Below are 18,293 nucleotides of genomic sequence, written 5' to 3'. Positions count from 1 at the left end.
ATAGAAAGTCCTGATGAGGTAGACCCGATGGCCGGCAAGACTCTTTACGACAAGCTCTGGGAAGCACACGAGGTCAAGCAGCGCGACGACGGTTCGTCGTTGATCTACATCGACCGCCATATCGTTCACGAAGTGACCTCGCCACAAGCGTTCGAGGGCCTGCGCCTGGCCTCGCGCAAACCGTGGCGGGTCGACTCGATCGTGGCCACCCCCGACCACAACGTACCGACCACGCCGGACCGCAAGGGCGGGATCGAGGCCATCTCCGACCAGGTGTCGCGCCTGCAGGTGCAAACCCTTGACGACAACTGCGACGAATACGGCATCACCGAATTCAAGATGAACGACCCGCGCCAGGGCATCGTCCACGTGATCGGCCCGGAGCAAGGCGCCACCTTGCCAGGCATGACGGTGGTCTGCGGCGACTCGCACACCTCCACCCACGGCGCGTTCGGCGCGCTGGCCCACGGCATCGGCACCTCGGAGGTGGAGCACGTGCTGGCCACCCAGTGCCTGGTTGCCAAGAAAATGAAAAACATGCAGGTGTTGGTCGAGGGCGAGTTGCCCTTTGGCGTGACCGCCAAAGACATCGTGCTGGCGGTGATCGGCCAGATCGGCACCGCCGGTGGCAACGGCCACGCGATGGAATTCGCCGGCAGCGCCATCCGTGAGTTGTCCGTCGAAGGCCGCATGACCCTCTGCAACATGTCGATCGAGGCCGGTGCCCGGGTGGGCATGGTCGCCTGCGACGAAAAAACCATCGCCTACGTCAAGGGCCGCCCGTTCGCCCCGAACGGCGAGCAGTGGGACGCCGCGGTCGCCGCCTGGGCCGACCTGCACTCCGATGCCGACGCGGTGTTCGACACCGTGGTGCACCTGGACGCCAGCCGCATCAAGCCGCAGGTCAGCTGGGGCACTTCGCCGGAAATGGTCCTGGCGGTTGACCAGAGCGTGCCGGACCCGGCCCGCGAGGCCGACCCGATCAAGCGTGGCTCGATCGAACGCGCCCTCAAGTACATGGGCCTGCGCGCCAACCAGCCGATCACCGAGATCAAGCTCGACCGCGTGTTCATCGGCTCGTGCACCAACTCGCGGATCGAAGACCTGCGCGCCGCCGCCGAAGTGGCCAAGGGCCGCAAGGTCGCCGCCAGCGTCAAGCAGGCTATCGTGGTCCCGGGCTCGGGCCTGGTGAAGGCCCAGGCCGAACAGGAAGGCCTGGACAAAGTGTTCATCGAAGCCGGCTTCGAGTGGCGTGAACCAGGCTGCTCGATGTGCCTGGCGATGAACCCCGACCGCCTCGAGTCAGGCGAACACTGCGCCTCTACCTCCAACCGCAACTTCGAAGGCCGCCAAGGCGCCGGTGGCCGTACCCACCTGGTAAGCCCAGCCATGGCCGCCGCCGCCGCGGTGACCGGCCACTTCGTCGACGTTCGTGAATTGACCCAAGGGAGCGCAGCATGAAAGCCTTTACCCAGCATAACGGCCTGGTTGCCCCGTTGGACCGCGCCAACGTCGACACCGACCAGATCATCCCCAAGCAGTTCCTGAAGTCGATCAAGCGCACCGGCTTTGGCCCGAACCTGTTTGACGAGTGGCGTTACCTGGACGTGGGCCAGCCCTACCAGGACAACTCCAAGCGCCCGAAAAACCCGGATTTCGTGCTTAACCACGCCCGCTACGACGGCGCCAGCGTGCTGCTGGCGCGAGAAAACTTCGGCTGCGGCTCCAGCCGCGAACACGCCCCGTGGGCCTTGGACGAATACGGCTTCCGTTGCGTGATCGCCCCCAGCTTTGCCGATATTTTCTATAACAACAGCTTCAAGAACGGGCTGTTGCCAATCATTTTGCCGGCGGCGGCGCTCGATGAGTTGTTCGCCCAGGTCGAGGCCGAACCCGGCTATCGGTTGACCGTCGACCTGGCCGCTGGCACCGTGACCCGCCCTGACGGCAAGGCGTACACTTTCGAAGTGGATGAATTCCGCCGGCACTGCCTGCTCAATGGCCTCGACGACATCGGCCTGACCCTGCAGGACGCCGACGCCATTGGCGCCTTCGAGGCGCGCCACCGCCAGCAGCAGCCTTGGCTGTTCCGCTGAGCGGCTGCCTGTAAACCTGACTAGAGAAAACGCATGAGCAAGCAGATCCTGATTCTTCCCGGTGACGGCATCGGCCCTGAAATCACCGCCGAGGCGGTCAAAGTGCTGGAGCTGGCCAACGAGAAGTTTGCCCTGGGCTTCGAACTGCAGCACGACGTGATCGGTGGCGCGGCCATCGACAAGCACGGCGTGCCGCTGGCCGACAGCACCCTGGCGCTGGCGCGCAAGGCCGACGCGGTATTGTTGGGCGCCGTGGGCGGGCCGAAATGGGACAAGATCGAGCGCGACATCCGCCCGGAACGCGGCCTGTTGAAAATCCGCTCGCAGTTGGGCCTGTTCGGTAACCTGCGCCCGGCGATCCTCTACCCGCAACTGGCCGACGCTTCGAGCCTGAAGCGCGAAATCGTCGCCGGGCTGGATATTCTCATCGTGCGTGAGCTCACCGGCGGCATCTACTTCGGCAGCCCGCGTGGCACCCGTGAGCTGGAAAACGGCGAGCGCCAGGCCTACGACACCCTGCCGTACAGCGAAAGCGAGATCCGCCGCATCGCCAAGGTCGGCTTCGAAATGGCTCGCGTGCGTGGCAAAAAGTTGTGCTCGGTCGACAAGGCCAACGTGCTGGCTTCCAGCCAGCTGTGGCGTGAAGTGGTCGAGCAAGTGGCGCAGGACTACCCCGACGTCGAACTGAGCCACATGTACGTCGACAACGCCGCCATGCAACTGGTGCGCGCGCCCAAGCAATTCGACGTGATGGTCACCGACAACATGTTTGGTGACATTTTGTCGGATGAAGCTTCCATGCTCACCGGCTCCATCGGCATGCTGCCGTCCGCCTCGCTCGACGCCCATGGCAAGGGCATGTACGAACCGTGCCACGGCTCGGCTCCGGACATCGCCGGGCAGGGCATCGCCAACCCGTTGGCGACCATCCTGTCGGTGTCGATGATGCTGCGTTACAGCTTCGCCCAGGTGCAAGCCGCCGACGCCATCGAACGCGCCGTGAGCCTGGTGCTCGACCAGGGCCTGCGCACCGGCGACATCTTCAGCGAAGGCTGCAAGAAGGTCGGCACGCGGGAAATGGGCGACGCAGTAGTCGCGGCCCTGCGAAATCTGTAATCTCTCGGGCCCACCGCAAAAACCCTCGGCCGCGGTGGCCCACTTCTAACCAAGGTGTAGTGTGCGATGAAACGTGTAGGTCTGATCGGTTGGCGCGGTATGGTGGGCTCCGTGCTCATGCAGCGGATGCTGGAGGAGCAGGATTTCGACCTGATCGAACCGGTGTTCTTCACCACCTCCAACGTAGGCGGCGCCGGCCCTGCCATCGGCAAGGACGTCGCGCCGTTGAAAGACGCCTACAGCCTCGACGAGCTCAAGACCCTCGACGTCATCCTCACCTGCCAGGGTGGCGACTACACCAGCGAAGTCTTCCCCAAGCTGCGCGAAGCCGGCTGGCAAGGCTACTGGATCGACGCGGCCTCCAGCCTGCGCATGCAGGATGACGCGGTCATCGTGCTCGACCCGGTCAACCGCAAGGTCATCGACCAGCAGCTTGACGCCGGTACCAAGAACTACATCGGCGGCAACTGCACCGTCAGCCTGATGCTGATGGGCCTGGGCGGGCTGTTCGAAGCCGGCCTGGTCGACTGGATGAGCGCCATGACCTACCAGGCCGCGTCCGGCGCCGGCGCGCAGAACATGCGCGAGCTGATCCGCCAGATGGGCGTGACCCACAACGCCGTGGCCGACGAGCTGGCCAACCCGGCCAGCGCGATCCTCGACATCGACCGCAAGGTCGCCGAGGCCATGCGCAGCGATGCCTACCCGACCGAGAACTTCGGTGTTCCGTTGGCTGGCAGCCTGATCCCCTGGATCGACAAAGAGCTGCCCAACGGCCAGAGCCGCGAGGAATGGAAAGGCCAGGCTGAAACCAACAAGATCCTCGGGCGCTTCAAGAACCCGATCCCGGTGGATGGCATCTGCGTGCGCATCGGCGCCATGCGTTGCCACAGCCAGGCGTTGACCATCAAGCTGAACAAAGACGTGCCGATCGCCGACATCGAAGGGCTGATCAGCCAGCACAACCCGTGGGTCAAGCTGGTGCCGAACCACCGCGACGCCAGCATGCAGGAACTGACCCCCACCCAAGTCACCGGCACGCTGAACGTACCGGTCGGGCGCCTGCGCAAGCTGAACATGGGGTCGCAGTACCTGGGTGCCTTCACCGTGGGTGACCAGCTGCTGTGGGGCGCCGCCGAGCCGCTGCGGCGCATGCTGCGGATCCTGCTGGAGCGTTGATCCCGCGCGCGGTACCGTTGTTTGCCAAGAAGTGCGCCCCCTGGGGCGCACTTCACATTTGCGCGGGGCGTGGTTTTGCTCTGCCGCAACCTTTTCTGTCACTCCCTGTTCGAGAGCCGTCATGACCACCCCCCTCAACATTGCCATCGTCGGCGCCACCGGTAGCGTCGGTGAGGCGCTGGTCGAGATTCTCGAAGAGCGGGCGTTCCCCGTGGGCAACCTGCACCTGTTGGCCAGCATCGAGTCTGCCGGCAAGTCGCTGCCGTTTCGCGGCAAGAACCTGCGTGTGCGCGAGGTCGAAAGCTTCGACTTCAAGGCCGTGGAGCTGGTGTTCTTCGCCGCCGGCGAGGCGGTCACCCGCTCGTTCGCCGCGCGCGCAACCGCCGCCGGCTGCGCGGTGATCGACCTGGCCGGCGAGCTGCAGGCCCCCGCCGTGGTGCCCGAGGCCAACCCGCGGGCGTTCCTGGCCGGCCGCCAGGCGGTCAGCCCGTGCAGCCCGGCGATTGGCCTGGCGGTGGCGCTGGCGCCCCTGCGCGCGGTGCTGGCGCTGCGCCAGGTCACCGTCACCGCCTGCCTGGCGGTCTCCTCGCTGGGCCGCGAAGGGGTGAACGAGCTCGCCCGGCAAACCGCCGAGCTGCTCAATGCCCGGCCACTGGAACCGGCGTTTTTCGACCGCCAAGTGGCCTTCAACGTGCTGGCCCAGGTGGGCCAGCCGGATACCGTTGGTCACCTGGTACTGGAAAAGCGCATCGCCCAGCAATTGCGCGAAACGCTGGAACTGCCTTTACTGGATGTATCGGCCAGCTGTATACAGGTTCCGGTGTTCTTCGGTGACAGCCTGGTGCTCAGCGTGCGCGCCGAAGCCCCGGTCGATGTCGCCCAGGTACAGGCCGCGCTGTCTACCGCGCCGGGCCTGGAACTGGTCGAGGATGCTGGGGATTACCCCACGCCGGTGGGCGATGCCGTGGGCCAGGATGTGGTGTATGCCGGCCGCTTGCGCGGCGGGATCAGCGACCCCTGCGAGCTCAAGCTGTGGCTGACACTCGACAACGTGCGTAAGGGCGCCGCCCTCAATGCTGTGCAAATTGCCGAATTGTTGATAAAAGACCTTTCCTAAAAGATACTTGGGCGTACTTGTTCGTCGCGTTTGTAGCTTCACCCCGTAAGTTCACAAAGGAATTGGCCATGGTTCATCTTCGCAAGCTGGCATTGGCGATTGCCGCGGCATCGGCACTGTCATCCGGGCTGGCGCAAGCCCTTGAACTGGGTGAAGTCACGCTCAAGTCCGCGCCCAATCAACCCCTGGTCGCGGAAATCGAGCTGCGCGACGTGGGCAACCTGACCGCGCCCGAGATCGTACCCAGCCTGGCTTCGCCAGACGACTTCCGGGAAATGGGCCTGGACCGCCAGGCCTACCTGGGGCAGTTTCAGTTCACCCCGGTGATCAACCCGGCCGGGCGCAGCGTCATCCAGGTGACCTCCAGCGCACCGGTGCCCGATGGCCTGGTGAAGTTCCTGCTGCAGGTGGTCTACCCCAGCGGGCGGCTGATGCGTGACTACAGCCTGTTGGTCGACCCGAGCAAATTCAACACCCCGCAGGGCCAGCAGGCCACCCGTGCCGCGCCGGCGCCCGCGGTGACCGCGCCGAGCAACGGGCGTAACGGCCAATACACCACCAAAAGCCCCGACACTCTCTGGGAAATCGCCGCTCGCGCGCGGCCGGCCGGGGCCTCGGTGCAGCAGACCATGCTGGCGATCCAGGCGCTCAACCCGGACGCCTTCATCGACGGCAACATCAACCGCTTGCGCGCCGGCCAGGTGCTGCGCCTGCCCGACGCCCCCAACGCTACCGCCCTGGGCCAACCCCAGGCCGTGGCCGAAGTGGCCCGGCAGAACGCCGCCTGGCGTGATGGCCGGCGCCTCGGCCCGCGGGCCCAGCAGGTCGACGCGACCCGCCGTGGTGAGCGCACCCAGGCGCCGGCACCGGCGCCGCAAGATAACCTCAGCCTGGTGTCGGGCGATGCCCGCGCCAATGGCAAGGGTGCTGCGGCCGACCAGCAAAAGCTCCGCGAGCAACTGGCGACCACCCAGGAAAGCCTCGATTCGGCCCAGCGCGAAAGCACCGAGCTGAAAAGCCGCAACGCCGACCTGCAAAGCCAGCTCGACAAGCTGCAAAAGCTGCTGCAACTGAAAAACGACCAGTTGGCCAAACTCGAAGCCACTGCCGCCACGCCTGCTGCCCCGGCCGCGCCGGCCGCGGCGGGCCAGGCGCCGGCGGCTGCCGCCAACGGCCAGCCGGCCAGCCCGCCCGCGGTCAACGCGCAGATCACCCCGCCGGCCACGCCGTCCGAGGGTGCCACTGGCCAGGCGCCAGACGCAGCCCAGCCGCCAGCCAGCACCCCGGCCGCGAGCAGCAGCAACCCGGCGGTGCTCGGCGCCGCCGGTGGCGTGGCCCTGATTGCCGTCCTGCTGGCCGCCTGGCTGTTGGCGCGCAAGCGCAAGGCCCAGCAAGAAGCAGAAAAACACATGCGCATGGCCAAGGCGCTGGAAGAGGAACGTGAGTTCCCCGACCCGGACTTCGACCTGCCGCCCGGCAGCTTCGACGGGGTAGACCCGCAAGCGCCGAACGTGAAGCTCTCCGCCGCCGCGGTAGCGGCTTCCGCCGCCGGCGCCCAGCAAGCCGCCAGCGGCCCGCAGCCGATCCTCGACGAGCCGGCCCCGCCCAGTGATGTACCGAGCGTGGCGACGTTGGTCAAGGCACCGGCCGCCGACGACGTACTGACCCAGGCCCAGGACGCCATCGCCCGTGGCCGCTACAACCATGCCGCCGACCTGCTCGAGCCGGCCGTCGAAGCCGAGCCTGAGCGCAGCGAGCTGCGCCTCAAGCTGATGGAAGTCTATGCCCACCAGGGCGACCGTGACGCCTTTGTGGCCCATGAGCGCCGCCTGCTGGCCAGTGGCGCCAACCAGGCCGAGGTCGAGTCGCTCAAGGCGCGCTTCCCGGCGATGCTCGGTGTGGTCGCCGGTGCCGGCCTGAGCGCCGCTGCCGTGGCCGCCGAAATGGACGCCCAGTACGTCAAGGACCTGCTCCAGGACGACCCGGCCGCCCCCGAGCCGATTGGCGATGTGTTCGACACCGACTTCGACCTCAGCCTTGACGGCATCGACACCGCCGCCACCGACGAGCGCCTGGAGGATGAGCCCCTGGCCGACGAGCCGGAGCCCGAGGCCCCGGCCACCGAGGCGGAAAAGGCCGCGAACCCGGCCAAGCGCGACGACCTCGACTTCGACGCCCTGTTGCGCGAAACCGAAGCCGAGCGTGCCCGTGACATCGACCTCAGCGATTTCGACCTCGACGTCGCCGCCGACGCGCCAGCGCCGTCGCCGGTCGATGAACTTGACGACCTCGAGCCCGAGCCGCCACGCAAGCCTGGCAACGGCTTGCCCGACGACTTCGACCTGTCGCTGCCTGGTGAAGACGCCGAAGAGCAGGGCCGCTTTGCCGCGGACCTGGACGACGTCAACCAGCAACTGGGCAAGTTCTCTCGGGAAATGAGCGAGAAGAACGGCGCGCTGGACGACTTCGACTTCCTCGCCGACACCGATGAAGTCACCACCAAGCTGGACCTGGCCAAGGCCTACATCGAGATGAAGGACGCCGAAGGCGCCCGCGACATCCTCGATGAAGTGCTCAAGGAGGGCACCAGCGCCCAGCAGAACGAAGCACGGCGCATGCTCTCCAGCCTGAGCTGACCGGCTTTTGTGTACTACGACGGCAGCCGGCAGGCTGCCGTCTTCGTTTGTTCAAGGTGATCAGTGAGCACGTTCAAACCCGCGGCGGATGAAGTCGCCGCCCTCGGCCATACCCGCATCGCGCTGGGTGTGGAATACAAGGGCTCGCGCTACAGCGGCTGGCAGCGCCAGGCCAGTGGCGTGCCGAGTGTGCAGTTGGCACTGGAACGCGCGCTGTCGAAGGTCGCGGCCAGCCCCATTTCGGTGGTGTGCGCCGGGCGTACCGACGCCGGTGTGCATGCCTGTGGCCAGGTGGTGCACTTCGACACCCAGGCCGTGCGCCCAGACAAAGCCTGGGTGATGGGCACCAATGCCGAATTGCCTCATGACATCAGCGTGACCTGGATGCGCCAGATGCCGGCGGATTTCCATGCGCGCTTCAAGGCCACCGCGCGGCGCTACCGCTATGTGATCTACAACGACCCGATTCGCCCGGCGCATCTGGGTGAGGAAGTCACCTGGAACCACCGCCCGCTGGATGTAGCGCGCATGGCCAAGGCCGCCGAGCCGCTGCTCGGTACCCATGACTTCAGCGCCTTCCGCGCCAGCCAGTGCCAGGCCAAGTCACCGGTCAAGCAACTGCACCACCTGCGCGTGACCCAGCACGGCCAGATGATCGTGATCGACGTGCGCGCCAACGCTTTCCTGCACCACATGGTGCGCAACCTGGCCGGTGTGTTGATGGCCATTGGTTCTGGGGACAAGCCCGTGGAGTGGGCGCGGCAGGTGCTCGAAGGGCGCGACCGTAAAACCGGCGGGGTGACCGCCCACCCCTATGGGCTGTACCTGGTGCAAGTGGAATACCCGGCGCCGTTCGAGCTGCCCGGCCGTTACCTCGGGCCACACTTTCTCACGGGCTTCGAGCGCCTGATGGGCTGACGGGTGGGTTGCGGTTTGGTACTATCCGGCCCTTCACCCGTTGTAAGGATCACCAGCTTATGGCCGCTGTTCGCAGCAAAATCTGCGGTATTACCCGCATTGAAGACGCCCTGGCCGCCGCCCGCGCCGGCGCCGACGCCATCGGGCTGGTGTTCTATCGCAAAAGCCCGCGCGCGGTCAGCGTGCAGCAGGCCCGGGCGATCATCGCCGCCCTGCCGCCGTTCGTGACCACCGTGGGCTTGTTCGTCGATGCCAGCCGTTGCGAGCTGGGCGAAATCCTCGACGCGGTCCCGCTCGACCTGCTGCAGTTCCATGGCAATGAAACTGCCGAGCAGTGCGAGGGCTATCACCGGCCGTACATCAAGGCCCTGCGCGTGCGCGCCGGCGATGACCTCGCCGCCGCCTGCGAGGCCTACGCCAGTGCTCAGGGCATCCTGCTCGACACCTTCGTCGAGGGCGTGCCTGGCGGGACTGGCCAGGCGTTCGACTGGGGCCTGGTGCCCGAGCACCTGGCCAAGCCCATCGTGCTGGCCGGGGGGCTGGATGCCACTAACGTGGCCAGCGCCATCGCCCGGGTCAAACCGTGGGCGGTCGATGTCAGCGGCGGGGTAGAGGCGAGCAAGGGCATCAAGGATGCCGCCAAGGTAGAAGCCTTCCTGGCGGCGGTGCGTGGGGCAGGGCAGTGACAGGATGTGACGGCAAACCGATGGCCGCCGTCCACACGCTTTAACGCGGCAGAACTATTTGCGGGGCAGCGCCGTGGGCGCGCCCTTTCGATCTGAAGAGTAAGACCAAGCACGGGGCGGCCGGCACCGATGGCGGCCCCGATACTGGAGATGAGCACGTATGAGCAACTGGCTGGTAGACAAACTGATCCCTTCGATCATGCGATCGGAGGTGAAGAAAAGCTCGGTTCCCGAGGGTCTCTGGCACAAGTGCCCGTCCTGCGAGGCGGTGCTGTACCGGCCTGAGCTGGAAAAAACCCTCGATGTGTGCCCCAAGTGCAACCATCACATGCGCATCGGCGCGCGCCAGCGCCTCGACATTTTCCTCGACGCCGAAGGCCGCGAGGAGCTGGGCGCCGACCTCGAGCCGGTTGACCGCCTGAAATTCCGCGACAGCAAGAAGTACAAAGACCGCCTGGTTGGCGCGCAGAAGCAAACCGGCGAAAAAGACGCCCTGATCTCCATGAGCGGCACCCTGATGGGCCTGCCGGTGGTGTGCAGCGCATTCGAATTCAGCTTCATGGGCGGCTCGATGGGCGCCATCGTCGGCGAGCGCTTCGTGCGTGCGGCCAACTATGCGCTGGAGCATCGCTGCCCGATGATCTGCTTCGCCGCCTCCGGTGGCGCGCGCATGCAGGAAGCGCTGATCTCGCTGATGCAGATGGCCAAAACGTCGGCCGTGCTGGCGCGCCTGCGCGAAGAGGGCATCCCGTTCATCTCCGTGCTCACCGACCCGGTGTACGGCGGTGTGTCGGCCAGCCTGGCGATGCTCGGTGACGTGATCGTCGGCGAACCCAAGGCGCTGATCGGCTTCGCCGGCCCGCGGGTGATCGAGCAAACCGTGCGCGAAAAACTCCCGGAAGGCTTCCAGCGCAGCGAGTTCCTGCTCGACCACGGCGCCATCGACCTGATCGTCCACCGCCAGGAGCTGCGCCCACGCCTGGCGCGCCTGCTCGCCCAGATGACCCGCCAGCCCACCCCGGTGGCCGCGCTGGTACCGGTGGCCGTGCCGGCATGACCACCCGCACCCTGGGCCAATGGCTCGCGTACCTGGAGCAACTGCACCCTTCGGCCATCGACATGGGCCTTGAGCGGTCGCGCCAGGTGTTCGAGCGCTTGGGCCTGGGGCGCCTGGCACCGCGCCAGGTGGTGGTGACCGGCACCAACGGCAAGGGCTCGACCTGTGCGTTTCTGGCCAGCCTGCTCAAGGCCCAGGGCCTGAAGGTGGGGGTGTACAGCTCGCCGCACCTGCTGCGTTACAACGAGCGGGTGCAGGCCGATGGCCTGGAAGCCAGCGACGCCGAGCTGTGCGAGGCGTTCACCGCGGTCGAAACGGCCCGCGGCGACGTCAGCCTGACCTACTTCGAGATGGGCACCCTGGCGGCCTTCTGGCTGTTCGCCCGCGCCGGGCTCGATGCCGTGGTGCTCGAAGTCGGCCTGGGTGGGCGCCTCGATGCGGTCAACCTCATCGATGCCGACATTGCCGTGGTCACCAGCATTGGCCTGGACCACGCCGAATACCTGGGTGATACCCGTGAGTCGGTGGCCTTCGAGAAGGCCGGGATCTTCCGCGCCGGGCGCCCCGCGCTGTGCGGTGACCTGGCGCCGCCCACGCCATTGCTCGAGCAGGCCCAGGCGCTGGGCTGCCCGTTGCTGCGGCGCGGCCATGAATACGACCTGGCCGAGGCCGGCGAGCACTGGCAATGGCGTGGCGCCGATGCCGCGGGGCTTGCCCTGGAACTGAGCGGCCTGCCGCGGCTTGACCTGCCGATGGAAAACGCCGCGCTGGCGCTGCAAGCCTATGCCTTGATGGGCCTGCCGCTCGAGCCTGGCACGGTGGCTGCGGCGCTGGCCGGCACCCGCGTGGCGGGCCGGCTCGACCGCCGCCAGGCCGTGTACCAGGGCAAGCCGGTGCAGTTGCTGCTCGACGTGGGCCATAACCCCCATGCCGCCGACTACCTGCGCGCCCGCCTGGCCACCCGGCCAGTCAACGGCCGCCGGCTGGCGGTGTTCGGTTTGCTGGCCGACAAGGCCCTCGACGGGGTGATCGCGCCCCTGGCCGAAACCTTCAGCCATTGGCACGTGGCCACGCTGCCCACCCCGCGCAGCCGCCAGGGCGCAGATTTGGCCAGTGCGTTGGCGAACCTTGGGCTGCCGGCAACGTCTCATGGCGAAGCCGCCCAGGCGTTGGCGGCGGCGTGCGCGATGGCGGGCGCCGAAGATGAAATCGTCGTATTCGGATCGTTTTTCTGTGTGGCCGAAGCCTTGCAATGGCTGGCGGGCCACGCACCGTGAGGAGGCCCTTGGGCAATGCTCGATAGCGTGGTCAAACAACGGATGGTCGGGGCCCTGGTGCTGGTGGCCCTGGCGGTCATTTTCCTGCCCATGCTGTTCAGCCGCCCGGACGAAGTGCGCCAGGTGCGCGTCGACGCGCCCGCCGCGCCGCCAGCGCCGAGCATGCCGCAGGTGAAGGTCGAGCCGGTCGATGTGCCGGTCAACCAGCCGGTGGCACAGCCGCAGGTGCCGGCCCAGGCTGCCAGCGAGGCGCCGGCGATGCCGATCGCCAATGCGCCGGTGCAATCGGCGCCCGCGGCCAAGGCCAGCGCTTCCGCGGCCAAACCCTCCACGCCAGTGCCGCTGCCGCCGCCTTCGGCCGGCGCGCCGGTGGCTGGCGTGCCCACGGCCGGCAAAACCGCCCAGCCCGACCCCGCCGCCAAGCTCGACACCAACGGCGTGCCGGTCAGTTGGGCGGTGCAACTGGCCAGCTTGTCCAATCGCGCCAGCGCCGACAGCCTGCAGGGCCGCCTGCGCACCCAGGGCTACAACGCCTACGTACGCAGCGCCGACGGCAAGAACCGGGTGTTCGTCGGGCCGGTGATCGAGCGCGCCGAAGCCGAGCGCCTGCGTGACATGCTCAACCGCCAGCAGCAGATGAAAGGCTTCGTGGTGCGCTTCGAGCCCTGAGGCCCCTGTTCACGGGATAGAAAAACCCTATTGCGCGGCATAGCTGCGCTCCCGTGCCGGCTCTGGTAAAATGCGCCGCCTCATCGGTCAACGGGCTGCGCCGTGACATTTACTTGGGTCGACTGGGCCATCGTGGCGATCATCGCCATCTCCGCTCTGATCAGCTTGAAACGAGGTTTCGTCAAGGAAGCCCTGTCGCTGCTCACCTGGATCATCGCGGGCGCCGTGGCCTGGATGTTCGGTGGCGGCCTGTCGCAGTACCTCGAAAACTACATTCAAACGCCGTCCGCGCGGGTGATCGCCGGTTGTGCCATTTTGTTCGTGGCCACCCTGCTGGTCGGCGCGATGGTCAATTATCTGATCGGCGAGTTGATCCGTGTGACCGGGCTGTCGGGCACCGATCGCTTTCTGGGCATGGTCTTCGGCGCCGCCCGCGGCGGCTTGCTGGTGGTCGTGGGCGCCGGGCTGTTGAGCCTGGGGCCGGTACAACAGGATGTATGGTGGCAACAATCGCAGTTGCTGCCGCGTTTTTTACTGGTTGCTGACTGGTCGAAAAACCTCGTAGTGGGGATGACCAGCCAGTGGCTGGCCGGCGGTATTACCTCGCCGGTCGATATTCCGTTCAAGGACCAGCTGCTGCCCACCCAAAAGGTGGCGCAGCCGCAGGCCGTTCAGGTTCACTAAGTAGGGGTTGTGTCGCATGTGTGGCATCGTCGGTATCGTCGGTAAGTCGAACGTCAATCAGGCGCTGTATGACGCGTTAACCGTCCTCCAGCATCGCGGCCAGGACGCTGCCGGTATTGTCACCAGCCATGATGGCCGGTTGTTCCTGCGCAAGGACAACGGCCTGGTGCGTGACGTATTCCAGCAGCGCCACATGCAGCGCCTGGTCGGCACCATGGGCATCGGCCATGTGCGCTACCCCACCGCGGGCAGCTCCACCTCCGCCGAGGCGCAGCCGTTCTACGTGAACTCGCCCTACGGCATCACGCTGGCGCACAACGGCAACCTGACCAACGTCGAACAGTTGGCCAAGGAAATCTACGAATCGGACCTGCGCCATGTGAACACCAGCTCGGACTCCGAGGTGCTGCTCAACGTGTTCGCCCACGAGCTGGCGGTGCGCGGCAAGCTGCAGCCCACCGAGGAAGACGTGTTCGCCGCGGTCAAGGACGTACACAAGCGCTGCCGCGGTGGTTACGCAGTGGTGGCGATGATCACCGGCTACGGCATCGTCGGCTTCCGTGACCCGAACGCCATCCGCCCGATCGTGTTTGGCCAACGCCACACCGACGAAGGCGTGGAATACATGATCGCCTCCGAAAGCGTCGCCCTCGACGTGCTCGGTTTCACCCTGATCCGCGACCTGGCCCCGGGCGAAGCGGTGTACATCACCGAAGACGGCAAGCTGCACACCCGCCAGTGCGCGCCTAACCCGCACTACGCGCCGTGCATCTTCGAACACGTGTACCTGGCCCGCCCGGACTCGATCATCGACGGCATCTCGGTGTACAAGGCGCGCCTGCGCATGGGCGAGAAACTCGCCGAGAAAATCCAGCGCGAACGCCCCGAGCACGACATCGACGTGGTCATCCCGATCCCCGACACCAGTCGCACCTCGGCGCTCGAGCTGGCCAACCAGTTGGGCGTGAAGTTCCGCGAAGGCTTCGTCAAGAACCGTTACATCGGCCGCACCTTCATCATGCCTGGCCAGGCCGCGCGGAAAAAATCCGTACGCCAGAAGCTCAACGCCATCGAGCTGGAATTCCGCGGCAAGAACGTGATGCTGGTCGACGACTCGATCGTGCGCGGCACCACCTGCAAGCAGATCATCCAGATGGCCCGTGACGCCGGTGCGAAAAAAGTCTACTTCTGCTCCGCCGCCCCGGCGGTGCGCTTCCCGAACGTCTACGGCATCGACATGCCGAGCGCGCATGAACTCATCGCGCACAACCGCAGCACCCAGGAAGTGGCCGACCTGATCGGCGCCGACTGGCTGATCTACCAAGACCTCCCCGACCTGATCGACGCGGTTGGCGGTGGCAAGGTGAAGATCGACCAATTCGATTGCGCGGTGTTTGACGGCCAGTACGTCACCGGCGACGTCGACGAGCGCTACCTGGCGAAGATCGACCAGGCGCGCAATGACCTGGCCAAGGTCAAGACCCAGGCCGTCAGCGCGATCATCGACCTCTACAACAACTGAAGGAGCAGGTGCCATGACTCAGGATTGGGACGCCGGGCGCCTGGACAGCGACCTCGAAGGCGTAGCCTTCGACACCCTCGCGGTCCGCGCCGGCCAGCACCGCACCCCGGAAGGTGAGCACAGCGACCCGCTGTTCTTCACCTCCAGCTATGTGTTTCGCACCGCCGCCGATGCCGCGGCGCGTTTTGCCGGCGAAGTGCCGGGCAACGTTTATTCGCGTTACACCAACCCGACCGTGCGCTCGTTCGAAGAGCGCATCGCTGCCCTCGAAGGCGCCGAGCAGGCCGTGGGCTTTGCCACCGGCATGGCGGCGATCACCGGCGTGGCCATGGGCCTGTGCAGCGCTGGCGACCATGTGCTGATCTCCCAGAGCGTGTTCGGCTCGACCATCAGCCTGTTCGACAAGTACTTCAAGCGCTTCGGCATCGAAGTGGACTACGTGCCGTTGGCCAACCTCGACGGTTGGGCCGCCGCCATCAAGCCCAACACCAAGCTGCTGTTCGTCGAGTCGCCGTCCAACCCACTGGCCGAACTGGTCGACATCGCCGCGCTGGCGGACATCGCCCACGCCAAGGGCGTGCTGCTGGTGGTCGACAACTGCTTCAGCACCCCGGCGCTGCAGCAGCCGTTGAAGCTGGGCGCAGACATCGTCGTGCACTCGGCGACCAAGTTCATCGATGGCCAGGGCCGTTGCATGGGCGGCGTGGTCGCCGGCCGCGCCGAGCACATGAAGGAAATGGTCGGCGTGGTGCGTACCGCCGGCGCCACCCTCAGCCCGTTCAACGCCTGGGTGTTCCTCAAGGGCCTGGAAACGCTGAACCTGCGCATGCGCGCCCACTGCGCCAACGCCCAGGCCCTGGCCGAGTGGCTGGAGCAGCAACCGGGCATCGAGAAGGTGCACTACGCCGGCCTCGAAAGCCACCCGCAGCACGCCCTGGCCAAGCGCCAGATGCGTGGTTTCGGCGGTGTGGTCAGCTTCGAAGTCAAGGGCGGCAAGGCCGGTGCCTGGGCGTTCATCGACGCCACCCGGCTGGTGTCGATCACCGCCAACCTGGGTGACAGCAAAACCACCATCACCCACCCGGCAACCACCTCCCACGGCCGCCTGAGCCCGCAAGAGCGTGAGGCCGCGGGCATTCGCGACAGCCTGATTCGCGTGGCGGTGGGCCTCGAGGACATTGGCGACCTCAAAGCCGACATGGCCCGCGGCCTGGCGGCGCTGTGATCGAACTGGATGCTGCCGCTGGCAGCTTCCATGACGGCCGTGTCGCGCTGGTCACCGGCGCGGCGCGCGGCATTGGCTTGGGCGTCGCCGCCTGGCTCATCTGTGAAGGCTGGAAGGTGGTGCTGGCGGATGCCGACGAGGCCCGCGGGCACAAAGTGGCCGAGGCTTTGGGCGAGCGGGCGCTGTTCATCGCCGCCGACGTGGCCGATGAGGGCCAAGTGGTCGGGCTGGTGGCCAAGGCCCTGGCGCAGTTTGGCCGGCTCGATGCGCTGGTGAACAACGCGGCGATCGCCGACCCGCATAACCACACCCTCGAAAGCCTGACCCTGGCCCATTGGAACCGCGTGCTGGCGGTCAACCTGAGCGCGGCCATGCTGCTGGCCAAGCACAGCGCGCCTTACCTGCGCGCGCGGCAGGGGGCGATCGTGAACATTACCTCTACCCGCGCCGGGCAGTCCGAGGCCGACAGCGAAGCCTATGCCGCCAGCAAGGGTGGCCTGGTTGCGCTCACCCATGCCCTGGCCATCAGCCTGGGCCCAGAGGTTCGCGTCAATGCCGTCAGCCCAGGCTGGATCGACGCCCGTGACCCGTCACGGCGCCGCGCCGAGCCGTTGCGCGCGGCCGACCACGCCCAGCACCCGGCCGGGCGCGTGGGCACAGTCGAAGACGTGGGCGCGTTGGTGGCCTGGTTGTTGTCCGCGGCGGCGGGCTTTGTCACCGGCCAGGAGTTCGTGGTCGATGGCGGCATGACCCGCAAGATGATCTACGCCGAGTAAGAGGGCAGGCCCAGCGCGCAAACCGCCAACGGCCTTTTTTATCTTTTTTAAAAAAACTTCAAGCGGGCTATTGACTTACGTCTGCCAGATGCCCAAAATGCGCCACCTCAGCGAAGCAAAGGGTGATTAGCTCAGCCGGGAGAGCATCTGCCTTACAAGCAGAGGGTCGGCGGTTCGATCCCGTCATCACCCACCACTTCGTGAGTTCTGCAACACCAGGGCGTAAGCCCAACCGACGCGCAGCGGTAGTTCAGTCGGTTAGAATACCGGCCTGTCACGCCGGGGGTCGCGGGTTCGAGTCCCGTCCGCTGCGCCATTTTTCTCCAAGCTGTCAAGCCCACGCTTTACATCTTGAGACCAGAGCCTTACCCCGCACTGGTCAGCGCTTCACCTTGGGCGAAAGCTCAAATGTTTCGCAGCGGTAGTTCAGTCGGTTAGAATACCGGCCTGTCACGCCGGGGGTCGCGGGTTCGAGTCCCGTCCGCTGCGCCATATTCGCCAGGTAGCCCCTGAACAGCTACCCGGCACCACAAGAAAGCGACCTTCGGGTCGCTTTTTTGTTTGCCGCTCTGGCACGTGCTATACAGGCCCCCCGACCTTTTTCGAGGTGCCCCATGGCCCCCTTCATCAGCCCCGTCCCTCTTGATCGCGCCTACCGGTTGATGAACCACGGCCCCACCGTGCTGGTCAGCGCGGCCCATGGCGGCCAGCGCAACATCATGGCCGCGGCCTGGGCCATGCCGTTGGATTTCGACCCACCCAAGGTCACCGTGGTGCTGGATAAATCCGTGTGGACCCGCGAACTGCTGCTGGCCAGCGGCAGCTTCGCCTTGCAGGTACCTTGCGTGGCCCAGCGGCACATCGTGCAAACGGTGGGCAACAGCACCGGCAAAAGCCTGAACGCGGCGGGCCGTGACAAGTTTGCCAGCTATGGGCTGAGCACCTTTACCGGGCAAAACCCGGAGCTCCCTCTGCTCGAGGGCTGCGTGGCCTGGTTGGAATGCACGCTGATCGACCTGCCCGACAACCAGGAGCGCTTCGACCTGTTTATCGGCGAGGTCACCGCGGCCCATGCCGACAGCCGGGTATTCGCCAACGGCCGCTGGGATTTCACTGGCCATGACGCCCTGCGCACCCTCCACCATGTGGCCGGCGGGCACTTCCAGGTCATCGGCGACGGCATCGACGGGCACATGCTCGACCCTGCGCCATGATCAGGCAGCGGGCCCCGTCTCGGTGCACGCTCGCAGGCCTTTCGCCCGGCGCGCAGTCAAACCACGGCAACGCCCCCCTGTAAATGGCACCCCCGCAGCGTACTGGAACAAAACCTGCATT

16 protein-coding genes and 3 tRNA genes are annotated in these 18,293 nt (G+C 66.3%); all 19 read left to right on the top strand.

All coding sequences use genetic code 11. The features are described from left to right. Positions 1-27: 27 nt before the first annotated feature. The 19 genes from leuC (at position 28) to ACFZCE_RS05440 (ending at position 18,172) form a co-directional block, all read left to right on the top strand. Positions 28-1,461, top strand: a complete 1,434-nt coding sequence (gene leuC, locus ACFZCE_RS05530; protein WP_390936813.1) for a 3-isopropylmalate dehydratase large subunit — start codon at positions 28-30, stop codon at positions 1,459-1,461. Beyond that, entirely contained in the window at positions 1,458-2,096 is a 639-nt protein-coding gene (gene leuD / locus ACFZCE_RS05525) for a 3-isopropylmalate dehydratase small subunit (protein WP_390936811.1), read from the top strand. Before leuC ends, leuD begins: the two co-directional genes overlap by 4 nt. A gap of 33 nt (positions 2,097-2,129) precedes the next feature. Further along, the gene (gene leuB, locus ACFZCE_RS05520; RefSeq protein ID WP_390936809.1) at positions 2,130-3,212 is read left to right on the top strand and encodes a 3-isopropylmalate dehydrogenase; all 1,083 of its coding nucleotides are present in this window, start codon (positions 2,130-2,132) and stop codon (positions 3,210-3,212) included. A gap of 66 nt (positions 3,213-3,278) precedes the next feature. After that, the gene (gene asd, locus ACFZCE_RS05515; protein WP_390936807.1) at positions 3,279-4,391 is read left to right on the top strand and encodes an aspartate-semialdehyde dehydrogenase; all 1,113 of its coding nucleotides are present in this window, start codon (positions 3,279-3,281) and stop codon (positions 4,389-4,391) included. A 121-nt stretch (positions 4,392-4,512) separates the two neighbouring features. Next, positions 4,513-5,508, top strand: coding sequence for an aspartate-semialdehyde dehydrogenase (locus ACFZCE_RS05510; protein WP_390936805.1), 996 nt, complete (start codon positions 4,513-4,515; stop codon positions 5,506-5,508). A 68-nt stretch (positions 5,509-5,576) separates the two neighbouring features. Next, complete coding sequence (locus ACFZCE_RS05505) at positions 5,577-8,144, top strand: FimV/HubP family polar landmark protein (protein WP_390936803.1); 2,568 nt, start codon at positions 5,577-5,579, stop codon at positions 8,142-8,144. Between the two features lie 63 nt (positions 8,145-8,207). Beyond that, positions 8,208-9,062 carry a tRNA pseudouridine(38-40) synthase TruA gene (gene truA / locus ACFZCE_RS05500; protein WP_390936801.1) on the top strand — a complete coding sequence of 285 codons (855 nt, stop codon included), beginning with the start codon at positions 8,208-8,210 and terminating at the stop codon, positions 9,060-9,062. Between the two features lie 59 nt (positions 9,063-9,121). Then, positions 9,122-9,748: a phosphoribosylanthranilate isomerase gene (locus ACFZCE_RS05495; protein ID WP_390936799.1), complete on the top strand. Its 627-nt coding sequence runs from the start codon at positions 9,122-9,124 to the stop codon at positions 9,746-9,748. 160 nt (positions 9,749-9,908) lie between these two features. Further along, complete coding sequence (gene accD / locus ACFZCE_RS05490; protein WP_390936797.1) at positions 9,909-10,805, top strand: acetyl-CoA carboxylase, carboxyltransferase subunit beta; 897 nt, start codon at positions 9,909-9,911, stop codon at positions 10,803-10,805. Beyond that, positions 10,802-12,082 (top strand): bifunctional tetrahydrofolate synthase/dihydrofolate synthase, encoded by a 1,281-nt coding sequence (gene folC, locus ACFZCE_RS05485; protein WP_390936795.1) that lies wholly within the window; start codon positions 10,802-10,804, stop codon positions 12,080-12,082. The genes accD and folC overlap by 4 nt, the downstream gene beginning before the upstream one ends. A 15-nt stretch (positions 12,083-12,097) precedes the next feature. Continuing rightward, positions 12,098-12,751: an SPOR domain-containing protein gene (locus ACFZCE_RS05480; protein WP_390936793.1), complete on the top strand. Its 654-nt coding sequence runs from the start codon at positions 12,098-12,100 to the stop codon at positions 12,749-12,751. 102 nt (positions 12,752-12,853) lie between these two features. After that, complete coding sequence (locus tag ACFZCE_RS05475) at positions 12,854-13,435, top strand: CvpA family protein (protein ID WP_390936791.1); 582 nt, start codon at positions 12,854-12,856, stop codon at positions 13,433-13,435. A 16-nt stretch (positions 13,436-13,451) separates the two neighbouring features. Further along, positions 13,452-14,957 (top strand): amidophosphoribosyltransferase, encoded by a 1,506-nt coding sequence (purF, locus tag ACFZCE_RS05470; RefSeq protein WP_390936789.1) that lies wholly within the window; start codon positions 13,452-13,454, stop codon positions 14,955-14,957. Between the two features lie 13 nt (positions 14,958-14,970). Continuing rightward, positions 14,971-16,182: an O-succinylhomoserine sulfhydrylase gene (locus ACFZCE_RS05465; protein ID WP_390936787.1), complete on the top strand. Its 1,212-nt coding sequence runs from the start codon at positions 14,971-14,973 to the stop codon at positions 16,180-16,182. After that, positions 16,179-16,958 carry an SDR family oxidoreductase gene (locus ACFZCE_RS05460; RefSeq protein WP_390936785.1) on the top strand — a complete coding sequence of 260 codons (780 nt, stop codon included), beginning with the start codon at positions 16,179-16,181 and terminating at the stop codon, positions 16,956-16,958. The genes ACFZCE_RS05465 and ACFZCE_RS05460 overlap by 4 nt, the downstream gene beginning before the upstream one ends. 120 nt (positions 16,959-17,078) lie before the next feature. Further along, positions 17,079-17,154: transfer RNA gene (locus tag ACFZCE_RS05455), tRNA-Val, on the top strand. A gap of 43 nt (positions 17,155-17,197) precedes the next feature. Continuing rightward, positions 17,198-17,274 (top strand) — tRNA-Asp (locus ACFZCE_RS05450). A 99-nt stretch (positions 17,275-17,373) separates the two neighbouring features. Next, positions 17,374-17,450, top strand: a tRNA-Asp gene (locus ACFZCE_RS05445). A 122-nt stretch (positions 17,451-17,572) separates the two neighbouring features. Next, positions 17,573-18,172: a flavin reductase gene (locus ACFZCE_RS05440; RefSeq protein WP_390936783.1), complete on the top strand. Its 600-nt coding sequence runs from the start codon at positions 17,573-17,575 to the stop codon at positions 18,170-18,172. Positions 18,173-18,293 lie beyond the last annotated feature (121 nt).

Source organism: Pseudomonas sp. NPDC007930 (genome assembly GCF_042958985.1).
Lineage (GTDB): Bacteria > Pseudomonadota > Gammaproteobacteria > Pseudomonadales > Pseudomonadaceae > Aquipseudomonas.
The sequence above is the reverse complement of the archived record's forward strand: the minus strand, read 5'-3'. Positions and strand labels throughout refer to the sequence as shown.

Coding starts and splice junctions, on each gene's coding strand:
- leuC (WP_390936813.1), top strand. CDS start 28: ATGGCCGGCAAGACTCTTTACGACAAGCTCTGGGAAGCACACGAGGTC.
- leuD (WP_390936811.1), top strand. CDS start 1,458: ATGAAAGCCTTTACCCAGCATAACGGCCTGGTTGCCCCGTTGGACCGC.
- leuB (WP_390936809.1), top strand. CDS start 2,130: ATGAGCAAGCAGATCCTGATTCTTCCCGGTGACGGCATCGGCCCTGAA.
- asd (WP_390936807.1), top strand. CDS start 3,279: ATGAAACGTGTAGGTCTGATCGGTTGGCGCGGTATGGTGGGCTCCGTG.
- ACFZCE_RS05510 (WP_390936805.1), top strand. CDS start 4,513: ATGACCACCCCCCTCAACATTGCCATCGTCGGCGCCACCGGTAGCGTC.
- ACFZCE_RS05505 (WP_390936803.1), top strand. CDS start 5,577: ATGGTTCATCTTCGCAAGCTGGCATTGGCGATTGCCGCGGCATCGGCA.
- ACFZCE_RS05495 (WP_390936799.1), top strand. CDS start 9,122: ATGGCCGCTGTTCGCAGCAAAATCTGCGGTATTACCCGCATTGAAGAC.
- accD (WP_390936797.1), top strand. CDS start 9,909: ATGAGCAACTGGCTGGTAGACAAACTGATCCCTTCGATCATGCGATCG.
- folC (WP_390936795.1), top strand. CDS start 10,802: ATGACCACCCGCACCCTGGGCCAATGGCTCGCGTACCTGGAGCAACTG.
- ACFZCE_RS05480 (WP_390936793.1), top strand. CDS start 12,098: ATGCTCGATAGCGTGGTCAAACAACGGATGGTCGGGGCCCTGGTGCTG.
- purF (WP_390936789.1), top strand. CDS start 13,452: ATGTGTGGCATCGTCGGTATCGTCGGTAAGTCGAACGTCAATCAGGCG.
- ACFZCE_RS05465 (WP_390936787.1), top strand. CDS start 14,971: ATGACTCAGGATTGGGACGCCGGGCGCCTGGACAGCGACCTCGAAGGC.
- ACFZCE_RS05440 (WP_390936783.1), top strand. CDS start 17,573: ATGGCCCCCTTCATCAGCCCCGTCCCTCTTGATCGCGCCTACCGGTTG.